The sequence below is a fragment of the Paenibacillus sp. 10L310 genome (genome assembly GCF_056395745.1).
The window spans coordinates 86,184-98,419 of the sequence record NZ_JBFTKC010000010.1 but is presented as its reverse complement, the minus strand read 5'-3'; the positions used below and the strand labels follow the sequence as shown (position 1 = coordinate 98,419).

Sequence of the window (12,236 nt, the reverse complement as noted above, 5' to 3'; positions counted from 1 at the left end):
CAAATGGCGGGAGGAGCACGTATGATTCTGTTCAACATCAAAACTAAACTTTTTCTGGTCCTCGTCCTCGTATCAATCGTGCCAATTATCGTTGTTTCTGTCAGTTCCTATCGCAGTTACACGAAGCTGGTGAATGAGCAGACCTCTCTCGTGACGTCGACAACTATAGGCAATTCGGTCAAGAGCATGGAGGAAATTTTGCAGAACATCGACCGGATCTCTGTCACACTCCTTCAGCAGTCTTCCAATGCAACCGCTTACAGCACTGTGAGTGATGAACTAATCAAGTTGAACGGTACCAACGATCAATATGAAATCTTCATGATTCGCAGCAAATTGAAATTGATCTTTGAAAACATTCTGCTTGGTTACAATTACATCAATGGTTTGTACCTTTTCACACCTGATGGCAAATGGATAAGCTATGGCAGTAGCGGCACAGACCTACGCCTCGATTATGTCGCACTTCGCGATGAGTGGTATCTGGATACGATCCAGCGCAAAGGCGATTTGTATATTGGTGAAGTTGGCGTCAAACCTTACATCATTAACGCCAAGGAATCCATTGGCTTCTCCAGAGCCCTCTACGATCCCAACAACAACGAGTTCCTAGGCGTGTTTATGCTGGATTGCAGTATGAACATTTTTGATGGTCTAAAACGTAATCCGGCACCAAGCTTGTCCAATCTATATCTGGCGAACGACGCTGGCGAGATCCTGTACTCCAGCGACGGAAGTAGAGTTGGCACTCCTCTCTCCGATACTCTGGCTGCGGCAACGCATCAAGTCGGCAACAGTTCACAGTACAAATCAATCCAAGATAACATGATGACGGTAATCCAGAAAGTTCCCGGCCGCAATTGGAACGTGATTGCCAACATCTCTATGGATCGGCTGTATGAGGAGTACAACATCTCACAAAAGTTGCTGTTATACGTGGCCGTAAGCTGTGCCGTCATTTTCCTTCTACTTTCCTTTTTCTTGTCCAACCTGATCACCAAACCCATCATCGAATTGACCAAACTGATGCGCAAAACCAAATCTCATCGTTTTGTGACCATCAAGCCTCAAGTAACAAGGCAAGTCGACGAGATTGGAATCCTTTACCATGAGTTCAACAAAATGATGAAAGACATCGATACGCATATCCGAGAAAGTTACCAGAATAAAATCCTCATGCTGGACTCCCAGATGAAGGCATTGGAAGCACAGATCAACTCCCATTTCCTCTACAATACGCTGGAGTCGATTAATAGCATTGCCGAGATCGAAGAAGTTGAGAGTATTGTGGTGATGACCAAGTCACTCGGGGACATGTTCCGCTACAGCATCAAAACGGACAGCGAGCTGGTCGTGGTCAGCGAAGAACTTCAGCATGTAGAAAACTACATGGCCATCCAGCAGATTCGGTATGGTGACAAGTTCGCGTTCAACCTGAATGTGGACCCGGAAATTCGGAGTCGTCGCATGCTGAAACTTCTGTTGCAACCACTCGTGGAAAATGCCATCTATCACGGGTTGGAGAACAAACGTGGGAAGGGTACCGTTACCATTACCGGGTTGTTTCAGGGGGACAGCATCGTGTTCGAGATCTGGGATGACGGCGTGGGCATGTCCTCAACACAAGCGGAGGAACTTCGACAATTGCTCCAGCAGCCACCTGAATTCATCGCCGTTGGTCAAAGGCATAAACAAAGCATCGGCATCAAAAACGTGCATTCACGAATTGCTTTGTATTACGGAGAGGGTTACGGCCTTTCGTTTCATACCGTTTTGAATACAGGAACTCGAATTACACTCGAAATTCCGGCCAATTGGGAAAAGAGGTGACCAAGAGATGTACACGTATATCGTTGTGGACGATGAACCCTTGATCCGCAAAGGTTTGTTAAAAAAAATCGGGAATTTTGAGCACTCGCTTGAACTCTTAGGCGAAGCAGATAACGGCGCAGACGCCTTGGCTTTGATTGAATCGTTCAAGCCGGACATTATCTTTACGGACATGCGCATGCCTGAGGTCGACGGCAAGCTGTTGATCAGGACAGTATGCCAGCAATATCCGCGCATTAAGTTAATTGTCATTAGCGGACATACCGATTTTGATTATATGCAGGAGGCAATCTCTGCGAAAGTTGTAAATTACCTGCTGAAGCCTTTTAGCCGGGACGAGATCCACGGTACGCTTCACCAAGCCATCCAAGCCATCGAACAGGAGCGCTCTCTTCAGCGGGAAGTCGTTCTAAGAGAAGTAGAAACGGAGCAGATGAAAAGGGATGCAGACATGCAAGCCTTCCTGAATTACGTGCTGGCTCCCCATTCATCCATCAAAACACCTGTGTTCCGCTCTGCGGAATTTGCCGCCATCATGGCATCTGACCAGTTCATTTTATTGACGATTTATGGTCCTCAACCGCTTACAACACAGCAACTACCTACCTTTTCGAATGGCCTGTACATTCCTCATCCACAAACGGATCAGGTACTGTTTTTCCTGATGCATGATCTGGATTATTCAGGCCAGCTTGATTTGCAGAAAATGGCGGAACAAACTGCGAGTATCATTTTGACCAAATCTGAAACTACGGATTGTTGTGTGGGGATCAGCTTGCCTCATACAGGCATTGGTGGGGTCCGAGAAGCTCATCATCAAACGATCCTTGCGTTGGACGAACGAGCCTTTACCGATTTTGGCAAATGTTACGTATTTTCACGGGAGCAAATTCCACTACATCAACTGAAGTGGGCTCGAACATATGAACTGTTATTTTTTATAGAGAGCGGGAATGTGCCGAAGGTGGAAGAGGTCATCACCGATTTCTTTGCTTTCTACATACGCCAGCCTGACGCTTTGCTTGCCCACCTGAAAGAGCAGTGCAGAGACATTATCACGGAAACCAAACGGCTGCTGAGTAACTATATCCAGAACGGAGGCAACAGTAGCGCCTCTTCCAGCTTGGAGGCCGTCCTGAACGTCTCGTTCGATATGGAGTGCATTAGGCATTACATGGTAAAGGTGCTGACGGAAACAGCTCTTCTGCTTAAGGAAGACAACCCCTACTCATCAGATCAAGTGATCGACAACGTCAGGACATATATCGATAATCACTATACCAAGGATTTAACGCTGGAATGGGTATCGTCCCTGTTCTACCTGAACCCGAGTTACCTCAGTCATTTATTTAAAGAAAAGACATCCGAGAACTTCACTGATTACGTAAACAGACTACGGATCAGGCAAGCCAAGCAGCTTTTAACGAGCACAGACGATAAAATCTACCGGGTTGCCAAACAGTTGGGTTACGACAATCCAAAATATTTTTTTCGGGTGTTTAAAAAATTGACCGGTAGGACTCCAGAGGAATACCGAAAGCAACACAAATCCTTCACCGCAAACAACAAGGAACCAGGCCATGCATGATGGCCCAGTTCCTTGTTTTCGTTGTTGTGGCTCTTATCGATCATTCGGCAGGTACTGGCCTTCTTCCATCAGCCCATATTCCTTGAAGCTCGCAAGTACTAAGATGGTCGATTTAACCAACATAACATACTCAATGAAAATGCGGTAACACAAGCCAGGTCATGGGTCATTTCGATAACTACAACGAATATTCAACCGAGTACTGCCACAAGGCTTGTCCCTGGTTATTCAATCAAAAGGGCGTTCCATAAGTCATCTTCCTGACTTATAGAACGCCCCACCCACTAAAATTACTTCATAAACATTCGATGTAATTTGGTTTTGTAAAATAAATCAATTTACACAACAACGGAGAGGACAGAAATAACCTAAAGAAGCGAAGCGTGCGCCTTTATCACCGGATTTTACCCTTGGAAAGGGTCAATCAGAAAATCCGGGGATAACAGCGCTCGGAAGGTTATTCTGTCATCGTAGTGCCCTCGTGTAAACGAATGTTTTTTCCACCCACATTACATCGAATCCCTACCTAAACATCCCCCACAGCTTAATCAAATGAAACGTATTGTTCGGATCAATCTTCTGTGCAAGCACAAAAGCAACAAACTGCTCCTCCTGCGCCGGAGAGAAATTCTCATTCATAATGACTGCCGAAGACTTGACCAACCTTCTGACCTTGGCCTTATCTTGCAGATCAGACTTGGTCACGCCATCAATCAACTTTTTGATACGCTCTTTGACAGCGGGATTTTTCATCTTTAATTTGATCCGCTCCACCAGCTGCGGACTAATTCCATATTGTTGGTAACCCAAAACGTATAGCACCTCCCAAAAGAATGAACTCACTTCTTATTCATATGTCGGGAGGGCTTGTACACTTGTCTTTTTTTACAAAGGTAATACGAAAAACCCGCTATTATGGCAAGCTTTAGTCAATCAGATCACCCTTGAATACTTGCTGTTGCTGTAGGAAATCACGCAGAGGTGCATAGTCCATAGAGGTCCAGAAGGTCGCATCCTCAATTAAATGGGTCACGTCATCTCTGGCTTGTTCGAGCACAGCAAAATCGGCAACCATATCGGCAAGACGGAACTCGGGTAGTCCGCTCTGTTTGGTACCAAAGAAATCACCCGGACCCCGGAGATCCAGATCCCGACGAGATACCTCGAATCCATCCTCGGTTTCCGTCATGACCTTCATGCGTTCCTGTCCAACCTCCGTCTTGGGATCAGCAATGAGTACACAATAGGAAGCATGCGCACCACGACCGACCCGACCACGAAGCTGATGCAGCTGGGAGAGACCGAAGCGGTCCGCGTCCATAATGACCATCAACGTGGCATTTGGCACATCGACCCCAACCTCGACAACGGTGGTGGAGACAAGCAACTGAATATCATTGCTATAAAAGTCCCGCATCATCTCTTCTTTCTCCGCAGCCGTCATTCGGCCATGCAACAGACCTACACGATATTTTGGAAAGTTCTGCTGCATCTGCACATGCAGATCAATGGCATTCTGCACATCCAGCTTCTCCGACTCTTCAATGAGCGGACAGATCAGATAAGCCTGACGTCCCTGATCCACTTCTCTCGAGATAAAACCGAGCACCCGCTCCATCATATCGTGTTTGACCCAATACGTGGAGATGGGAATCCGCCCTTTCGGACGCTCTGAGATCGTGGATACCTCAATATCCCCAAAAGCTGTAATGGCCAGTGTCCGCGGAATAGGCGTTGCCGTCATCGTTAACACATCCGGATTATATCCTTTGCGTCGTAAAACGCTGCGCTGATTCACCCCGAAGCGATGCTGCTCGTCCGTCACCACAAGACCCAGATCACGGAAGAAAACATCTTCCTGAATCAGGGCGTGTGTACCCACCACAATATCAATCATGCCCATTTGCAATGAGGCGATCAGATCTTTACGTTTGCGTCCATTTACACTGCCCGTTAACAGCCCTACGGTTACCCCAAACGGTTCAAACAGCTTTTGCAGTGAGCGCATATGCTGCTCCGCCAGAATCTCCGTAGGCACCATCAGAGCCCCTTGGAAACCGGATCGAACAGTCGTGTATAGCGCAATTGCCGCAATAACCGTTTTACCCGATCCGACATCACCCTGTAATAACCGATTCATTGCATAGGGCGAAYGCATATCATGCAGAATTTCAAGCTCCACCTTTTTCTGAGCATCTGTCAGTTCAAAAGGTAAACTGCGTACAAACTCACGAATCGTCGTATTGTCCGTGGTATGCACTACACCATCCATGCGATTCCGGTTGAGCGCGCGATACGCCTGCATTTTCAACTGGAACAGAAACAGCTCTTCATACACCATCCGGTGTCTGGCCTGTTGACCTTCCCGGTTGTCCTGTGGACGATGAATTCCCGAAATCGCTTGTTTACGAGGCATCAAGCTGTATTTCTTCATCAAGGACTGAGGCAGAATCTCAGGAATCATATCTCCGAATTGAATTAATCCCTGATTGATCGTTTTCCGCATCCATTGTTGTGTCAGTTTGCCGGTTACCGAATATACAGGTTGCAGTGTACCTGAACGCCCATCGCCTTTATCGGGGAACTCCGAGTCAGTCACGGTCATCTGCATGCGTTTTTGTTCCCATTTTCCCGTAATCACAATCTCCCGATTGGGGGTTAGTTGTTCTTTGAGGAAATGGCGATTGAACCAGGTGGCTGTAATCATCCACTCTTCCGTCATGATCTTACAGGTAAGACGGGACTTTTTACCGTATCGTTGTAATACAGGAATACCCATTACCTGTCCCTGGACCGTAATCTTGTCCCCATCCTTCACTTCACTAAGTGAACGCAGACGATAATCCTCGTAACGGAACGGATAATATTCAAGCAGGTCTTTAACAGTAGAGATGCCAAAGGCGTGAAGCTCTCCCTCTTTGAGAGCACTCACGCCGTTAATTTGCTTAACTGATATTTCTTCCAATTTCATGTCTAATCCCTCATTCCGGAACAGGCCACATAAAGATCGCAATGACACCAGGCCCAACATGGCTGCCTATTACGGCTCCAATATTGGTATAGATCACTTCATTCAGTGTAAAATGACCCCGCAGCTGCTCTGCACAAGCGATCGCTGATCCCGGGTCAGCGGTATGACCTACCGCTAGGTTCACCCGTTTGCCTGCAAGATCCTTCTGGAACAGCTCAATAATGCGTGCCATTGCTTTTTTATGACCTCTGACTTTCTCAACTGCGTAGATAACGCCTTCTTCATCAATAGACAGGATCGGCTTAATGTTAAGCAACGTTCCCAAGATGGCTGAAGCTTTGCCAATCCGACCGCCCTTTTGCAGATACTCCAAAGTATCTACAAGAAAGAACAACTTGCGAGATTGTTGCATCCCTTCAATAGCAGCAGCGATTTCGACTGCTGACTTGCCCTGTTCGGCAAGTTCAGCAGCCTGTACTACCATCAGACCGTATCCATACGAAGCTGACTTCGAATCCAGCACGGTGATGTCACCCTCGCGCTCCAGCAAAGACTTGCCAAGCATGGCCGATTGATAGGTACCACTCATGCCGGATGACAGGTGGATCGATACAATCGGGCGTTCCGGGTTCTCATCAAGAAGTGATTGGTACACATTCATGAAATCGGTTGGAGATGGCTGTGAAGTTGTAGGCAACACAGATACCTTCTTCAACTTTTCGTAGAACTGTTCCGAAGTCAGATCAACGCCATCTGCATAGGTCTCTTCACCGAATAGAACACGTAGCGGAACAATATGAATCCCGTATTTGCGAATGAGTTCTTCGGGAATATCTGCCGTACTGTCTGTTACTATCGTAACCTTGTGGCTCATGACTCTCCTCCTCTTCGCTAGAGTGCTATTAGGACTCTACGGAGAACAGATAATAATACACCGGCTGTCCTCCAAGATGTACCTCTACCTCAGCATCAGGATACTGTTCTTCAAGCCATGCAGCGAGGGCAGCAGTAACCTCAGGGTCAGCTTCGTCCCCTTCAAGGATCGTCACCACTTCATCTCCACTCTCCATCATCTGTTTGAGCAGACCTTCACATGCTTGAAGCATGGTTTCATCCGTCGCTACAATTTTGGAGTTATGAATACCGATATAGTGCCCCGCCTTAATATCTAATTCATCATATTGCGTATCACGAACCGCATGAGTCACTTGACCGGACTGTACCCGGCTGATGGCCTCCAACATTTGGTCACGGTTTGTTTCCGCAGACTCATCTTCCTGGAAAGCAAAAGCAGCAGCCATTCCCTGTGGAATGGTCTTGCTTGGAATAACCGTAATCCGGCGCTCATCTTCAAGCAATTCACGAGCCTGCTCCGCAGCCAGTACAATATTCGAGTTATTCGGGAGTATAAATACCTGCTCCGCAGCAATGGAACGAACGGCTTTTACAAAATCCTCAGTACTCGGATTCATCGTCTGTCCACCGGACAGAACAACATCAACGCCAAGACTTTGGAAAATCTCTGCAATACCGTCACCGGAGGATACCGCAATAAAACCATACGGTGCCATCTCATCTGCAGGAAGCACAGCCTCTTCCATACTGCGCGCAGCCTCAGGTGGAATCTCTGCAAACAATTCAGGTGATGGAGCAATATCCATGCCTGCTGTCAGGAGATCCCGATGCTGTTCACGCATATTGAGAATATGAATCTGTGTAATCTCACCATAATGCAGCGCCAGGTTTAATACATCGCCTGGTGTCTTGGAATGGACATGAACTTTGATGACTTCATCGTCGGCAATGATGATGATCGAATCCCCATTAACTGACAACGCTTTCCGGAATGCTTCATCATCAAATGCCACTCCTGCGTTCTCTCCAAGCTCACGATTAATGAAGAATTCCATATCATACAGGAATTCAATATCTTCCGTTTCCAGTCTCGCCTGAGCAGACAATGGCATCTCCGGTGCAATCACCTGCTGCTGTGCAGGCTTCTTGATATCCACTTCTGTCGGTGCAGCCGGTTTCAAAGCAGATGCTACCACGGATGGGGTTACTTCTTTGTTCAGTGAAGTACGACTCCCTCCGTCACTTTGCAGCAATACTTCCATAAAGCCCTCGTAGATATATACAAGCCCCTGACCACCTGAATCCACAACACCAACCTGTTTCAGTACAGGCAGTAATTCCGGAGTCATTGCCAGTGCTTCTTTTGCTTTTAACAAAACTTCATTCATTAATTCAGTAATATCATTCGTCCGTCTTGCGTAGTAGTTGGCATGTTTCGCCGCTTCCTTGGCTACGGTAAGAATGGTCCCTTCAACGGGCTTTACGACTGCTTTGTAAGCTGCGTCAACACCGTTCTGCAGGGCTGCTGCAAATTGGAGCGTATTCAGTTCCTCATAGGGAGCAGCTGAACGACTAAAACCACGGAACAATTGCGACAGAATAACTCCTGAATTCCCCCGTGCGCCCATAAGCAGGCCTTTCGATAGAATACCGGCAGCTTCGCCGATGGAGGCAGAACTTTTTCTTTTAATCTCTGCGACTCCTGCACTCATTGTCAAATTCATGTTCGTTCCCGTGTCACCATCCGGCACAGGGAAAACATTCAGGGAATTGACGTGCTCTGCATGCTGTCCAAGTTGTTCCGCTCCGGCAAGTACCATTGCGGTGAAATCTGTTCCATTTAAAGAACGTATACTCAAGTGAGAATTCCCCTTCCTAGCTTGATACACGAACACCTTGCACCAAGATGTGTCTGGTCTGTTCATGCGCTAACGCGGACTGCGTTATTCTTCGTCCATACCTTGTCCGGCACAGGCATACAATACAACATGTCAGCCGGATTAACGGTCTGGGCGGCCGGGCTACCAATATCCTGCACTCTCTGCACCCCTAACTTCGGGGCATACGGATATGCACCGGTATCAAGAGCCGGCATGAATGCCGCACGGAGACTGGTGCCAATGATGGAATGCCGCAGCTCACAGCGTTGCCAAAAAGCAGACCACCGACCTCTAAGTACGGTTTATTCTCCGACTTCTTCGCGGCAACAGCCTGTTCACCACTGTATTATGGACTACTCAACATTGTACTATATTAGACAGGAGAAATAAATAAAGTTTTTGGATCAGTTGACGAAGCTTTTTTAATTATGATATTATATTCAAGTATTGTTTTATGCAGGTTAAGTAATGGAAATGATCCGGTTCATGCCGGCTTAAACAACGCCATTAGCTACTGAAACCTGATCTTTATGATCAGGAAGAACAATTTAGTCCTTATGGAATGACTTTTCGTTTCTGAAGGCAACTGGTTATTTTAGGATAGGAGGTGTAATCTATGTCTCGCAAATGTTATGTGACAGGTAAGAAACCGGGCACCGGTAACCACGTATCCCACGCTAACAACCGTAACCGTCGTACTTGGGGCGTAAACGTTCAGAAGGTCCGCATTCTCGTTGACGGCAAACCAAAACGTGTATACGTAAGCACCCGTGCACTGAAAGCCGGTAAAGTGACTCGCGTATAATCACGCAAAGCTACTATAAATCGGGTAAGCAAAAAGCACCTTGTTCCTTGCAGGTGCTTTTTTGGTATTCAAAAAAGGGATTCTTGAATACGCTCATTAAAATGTGAATGGCCGCCGCATGGCGCTTCGCAGGTACGAATTCCAGATAGGACTGAGCCGAAGCGGCGGTATTCCCTGTTACCTTATCAATCGGATCAGTGCTTTTGAAACGTATTAAGAATCGCCTTTACAAACCCTCCCAAAAACTTCGGCAGTTTGAATGTGTAAAATTTCATAATTCACCCTCCCCATCATGCTCATGCGTCCGCCGTATCCTATGCTTCAGGCCTTCTTTACCTCAAACACGACAAAAAAGGCTACATGAGAAACCTGCTCATGTAACCATATTTATGCGGAACCTTCGATCCCTATTCCACAATGACAAGCCCGAAGATCAGGTCATTTACGTTTGGGCAGGAATATATTGATAGGCAGCGATCATGAAAACACTCAGTAAATAATACAGTATGCCGAAAATGACAAAAGTAACCCGATGTCCCGTACGATCAAATTTGCGGAAATACATAATAACAACACCTACCCCGATTAATGACGTAATAGCATTAAACGGGGATTGAATAACCGCAAACAAAGCAAGCACAAGTCCCGTCACGAGACTCGCAGCCATCGTCCACAGTGTCTCCTTGAGGGTCATAGATCAGCCTCCGTAGCTACGGCGAATTTCAGTAATCGCGGCAGCACGATCCTCACGGCCAAATACGGCACTTCCGGCAACGAGCACATCTGCTCCAGCTTCCACCACAAGAGGGGCTGTATCGGCAGCAATTCCGCCATCTACTTCGATATGTACATCATGGCGTCCCTTTTCGTTTAACCAAGTACGAATCTGCTTGATTTTGTTCATCGTACCCGAGATGAATGCCTGTCCGCCAAAGCCAGGATTGACCGTCATGACAAGAACCATGTCCACATCATCCAGAACTTCGAGAATGGCAGATGCTGGCGTTCCTGGATTAAGGGCAACTCCTGCCTTCACTCCTTGCTCCTTAATTAGATGAATAACGCGGTGCAAATGCACACAAGCCTCAGCATGAACGGTAATTACCGCTGCACCCGCTTTGGCAAATTCCTCAACATAACGCTCCGGATTCTCAATCATCAAATGCACATCGAGCGGCAAGCTTGTATGTGGAGCGATTGCCTTCACAATCGCAGGTCCAAGCGTAATATTAGGGACGAAATGACCGTCCATAACGTCAACATGAATCCAGTCTCCTCCTGCAGCTTGAGCTTCTGCAACTTCCGCACCAAGGCGGGCAAAATCAGCTGATAATATCGATGGGGCAATTTTAATCATGTTAATACCTCCGCTTCTTATCTTTCATTTCGTTCAGGAACAGCACATAGTGCTGATATCGGCTTTCGGAGATCAGACCTTCCTCCTTGGCCGCAAGCACACGACAGCCTGGTTCATGTGTATGGGTACAACCTCGGAATTTGCACTGATCTGCAAACTGGGCGAATTCGCGGAAACAAGTGGAGAGTTCCTCCACACCGATCTCCAGAAAGTCCAGTTGGCTGAATCCTGGCGTATCCGCAACAAATCCACCATTATCCAACGGAATAAGCTCCACGTGCCTAGTGGTGTGTTTCCCTCGTCCTAGACGCATGCTGATCGCATTTGTCTCCAGCGTCAAGCCCGGCATCAATGCATTTAACATCGAAGACTTGCCTACACCGGATTGTCCGGAGAATACGCTGATCTTACCAGCCAGTCGGTCTCTGAGCAATTCACTGCCTTCACCGGTACGTGAACTTGTGGAGATCACTTCATAACCAACCTGCTCATACAATGCTTTCACTTCAGCAACAGTGTCTTTGGTTGGATCAGCCAAATCCAGTTTGGTCAACACAATGAGTGCATCCAGCCCCGCCTGCTCGATATGAACAAGGAACTTGTCCAACAGGTTCAGGTTCATATCCGGTTCCTTCACAGAGAACACAAGAACAGCCAAACTTACATTGGCTACAGGAGGACGGATAAGTTCCGTCTCACGCTTCCGAATTTCATCAACCGTTCCTTCTCCATTCTCAGTCAACATGTAGCTGACGCGATCACCTACAAGCGGTGACGTTCCCCGCTTTCTGAAGATACCTCTGGCTCGACATTGAACGGCGGAACCTTCAACCGAAGGAACCCCGTTGTCTTCCACTGGCATGACATAATAGTAACCGCTTAGCGCTTTAACGATGATACCTTCTGGCATAGCTCCGACGCCCTCCTTTAGATGGTGGTACATTTACTCC

At 47.2% G+C, this 12,236-nt stretch carries 12 protein-coding genes; 3 read left to right on the top strand and 9 right to left on the bottom strand.

What is annotated here, in order from left to right:
* Positions 1-21: 21 nt before the first annotated feature.
* Both AC1DE7_RS20450 and AC1DE7_RS20445 read left to right on the top strand, forming a co-directional pair.
* A complete protein-coding gene (locus AC1DE7_RS20450; protein ID WP_127545469.1) occupies positions 22-1,830 on the top strand; it encodes a sensor histidine kinase in 1,809 nt (602 codons plus the stop codon).
* A gap of 7 nt (positions 1,831-1,837) precedes the next feature.
* Positions 1,838-3,418: a response regulator transcription factor gene (locus tag AC1DE7_RS20445; protein WP_477535063.1), complete on the top strand. Its 1,581-nt coding sequence runs from the start codon at positions 1,838-1,840 to the stop codon at positions 3,416-3,418.
* Between the two features lie 522 nt (positions 3,419-3,940).
* Here AC1DE7_RS20445 and AC1DE7_RS20440 read toward each other — a convergent pair.
* From AC1DE7_RS20440 to AC1DE7_RS20420, 5 genes are all read right to left on the bottom strand, one after another.
* On the bottom strand, positions 3,941-4,228 hold the full coding sequence (locus AC1DE7_RS20440; RefSeq protein ID WP_036614589.1) for a stage VI sporulation protein F: 288 nt from the start codon (positions 4,226-4,228) through the stop codon (positions 3,941-3,943).
* Between the two features lie 115 nt (positions 4,229-4,343).
* A complete protein-coding gene (gene recG, locus AC1DE7_RS20435) occupies positions 4,344-6,389 on the bottom strand; it encodes an ATP-dependent DNA helicase RecG (protein ID WP_477535062.1) in 2,046 nt (681 codons plus the stop codon).
* A 10-nt stretch (positions 6,390-6,399) separates the two neighbouring features.
* A complete protein-coding gene (locus tag AC1DE7_RS20430; RefSeq protein ID WP_076250889.1) occupies positions 6,400-7,263 on the bottom strand; it encodes a DegV family protein in 864 nt (287 codons plus the stop codon).
* A gap of 28 nt (positions 7,264-7,291) precedes the next feature.
* Positions 7,292-9,103, bottom strand: a complete 1,812-nt coding sequence (locus tag AC1DE7_RS20425) for a DAK2 domain-containing protein (RefSeq protein ID WP_282320821.1) — start codon at positions 9,101-9,103, stop codon at positions 7,292-7,294.
* Positions 9,104-9,165: 62 nt separating this feature from the next.
* The gene (locus tag AC1DE7_RS20420) at positions 9,166-9,339 is read right to left on the bottom strand and encodes a hypothetical protein (protein WP_155985128.1); all 174 of its coding nucleotides are present in this window, start codon (positions 9,337-9,339) and stop codon (positions 9,166-9,168) included.
* Between the two features lie 401 nt (positions 9,340-9,740).
* Between AC1DE7_RS20420 and rpmB the strand changes: the two genes are divergently transcribed.
* Positions 9,741-9,929 carry a 50S ribosomal protein L28 gene (gene rpmB / locus AC1DE7_RS20415; RefSeq protein WP_017687459.1) on the top strand — a complete coding sequence of 63 codons (189 nt, stop codon included), beginning with the start codon at positions 9,741-9,743 and terminating at the stop codon, positions 9,927-9,929.
* Positions 9,930-10,123: 194 nt separating this feature from the next.
* On the opposite strand, the gene spoVM is transcribed toward rpmB, so the two are convergent.
* The 4 genes from spoVM to rsgA form a co-directional block, all read right to left on the bottom strand.
* Positions 10,124-10,204: a stage V sporulation protein SpoVM gene (spoVM, locus tag AC1DE7_RS20410; RefSeq protein WP_017687458.1), complete on the bottom strand. Its 81-nt coding sequence runs from the start codon at positions 10,202-10,204 to the stop codon at positions 10,124-10,126.
* 167 nt (positions 10,205-10,371) lie between these two features.
* Positions 10,372-10,623, bottom strand: a complete 252-nt coding sequence (locus AC1DE7_RS20405; protein ID WP_047843680.1) for a hypothetical protein — start codon at positions 10,621-10,623, stop codon at positions 10,372-10,374.
* Positions 10,624-10,626: 3 nt separating this feature from the next.
* Positions 10,627-11,286, bottom strand: a complete 660-nt coding sequence (gene rpe / locus AC1DE7_RS20400; RefSeq protein ID WP_017687456.1) for a ribulose-phosphate 3-epimerase — start codon at positions 11,284-11,286, stop codon at positions 10,627-10,629.
* A 1-nt stretch (position 11,287) separates the two neighbouring features.
* Entirely contained in the window at positions 11,288-12,196 is a 909-nt protein-coding gene (gene rsgA, locus AC1DE7_RS20395) for a ribosome small subunit-dependent GTPase A (protein ID WP_339283406.1), read from the bottom strand.
* Positions 12,197-12,236: the final 40 nt, after the last annotated feature.